Annotated in this window: 1 protein-coding gene; it reads right to left on the reverse strand. The window is 60.5% G+C overall.

Annotated elements, in window-relative coordinates; translation table 11 throughout:
- Positions 1–61: 61 nt before the first annotated feature.
- A complete protein-coding gene (locus PQR32_RS42080; protein WP_408241782.1) occupies positions 62–1,198 on the reverse strand; it encodes an IS481 family transposase in 1,137 nt (378 codons plus the stop codon).
- Positions 1,199–1,277: the final 79 nt, after the last annotated feature.

A 1,277-nucleotide genomic window follows, 5' to 3' on the forward strand; every position in this document is an offset into this window, starting at 1 on the left:
GTGTATGGACTCGGGACATGGGTAACACCTGTAACGGGACATGGGTAACACATTTAGCCAGTCATTTCGTCAGGTTCAGGTTGATGGTATCGAAGTGATGATGGGCAATGTAAAGGTCGTAGCAGTCAGGTTGCATTGTGCTCGGCCGGATGGCAACGGGCAGATTCTCAAGCGCGCTTGAGACCTTGAAACGTCGGGACATGAAGCGCAGTTCGCCGTTGACGCGCACCCGTACGACGGTATCTGCGTCGCCATACTGCAGTGGCGGTAGCCGCTCGGGATAGGGGCGTGGACTTGGCCTGTAACGCGTGATTGGCGTGTCCATGTCCAGCGCCTGATGCGGCCGCTGCGTGTTGTAGACGATACGCCAGCTGTCGAATGCCCGCTGCGCGCCACAGAAACTGGCGAAGTGCCTGCCGCTGAGCAGTTCAGCCTTCAGCGTACGGTGAAACCGCTCGTCCTTGCCGTTGGTCTGCGGATGGGCGGGGCGGCTGTACGAGATCTTCACGCCCAGACGGATCAGCCAGATGCCCAGCGTGGTGAGTTGCCCTGGCTGGGCAGGGCTTCCCCACGGCGAGCCGTTGTCGGCATTGATGCGCAACGGCAGCCCGTAGCGGCGGAACGCGTCGCGCAGCCGCCGGCGTACGACCTGCGTGTCGGTCGGACCACAGGCGTCGAGCACGATATTGAAGCGTGAATGGTCATCGAGCACGGTCAGCGGCGAGCAGCGCCGGCCATCGATGAGTTCAATCCAGCCCTTGAAATCCATCTGCCACAGATCATTGGGCTGCTCGTGCTCGAAGCGCTTCCAGGGCGTCGCCGCCAGGGATGCTTCGGGCACGATCAGGCCGTGTCGATGCAGAATCCGGGTTATGGTGCCCGCCGTGGGCACGACAGGATCGCGGAGATCACGCAGACGCCGTTCGAGCTTGCGTCCACCCCATCGATGTTCATTACGTAATGCGACCACGCGCTGCTCAATCTCAGGGGCCGTGCGATTCGGGCTCGATAGCGGCCTGCGTGAACGGTCGTGCAGACCGGCTTCACCCGATTCCCCGTAACGTTTGAGCCACTTGTAACCGGTCTTCGCACTGATGCCGTAGCGCATGCACAACTCGCGCCGGTTGGCGCCATTCTGCAAGGCCAGCTGAACAAATTCCAGACGTAGGTTCACGGTATCTCTCGGGTTCCACGACATGGTCAGCTCCGGAAAAAACGTCTCCAGAGTGTTACCCATGTCCCGATACACCTGTTACCTATGTCCCAGTTCCGTACAC

Source organism: Paraburkholderia dipogonis, assembly GCF_046027395.1.
In the GTDB taxonomy this organism is placed as follows: Bacteria; Pseudomonadota; Gammaproteobacteria; order Burkholderiales; family Burkholderiaceae; genus Paraburkholderia; species Paraburkholderia dipogonis_A.

What these genes read in the sequence shown, in the direction of transcription:
- PQR32_RS42080 (WP_408241782.1), bottom strand. Translation starts at nt 1,198, where the DNA reads ATGTCGTGGAACCCGAGAGATACCGTGAACCTACGTCTGGAATTTGTT.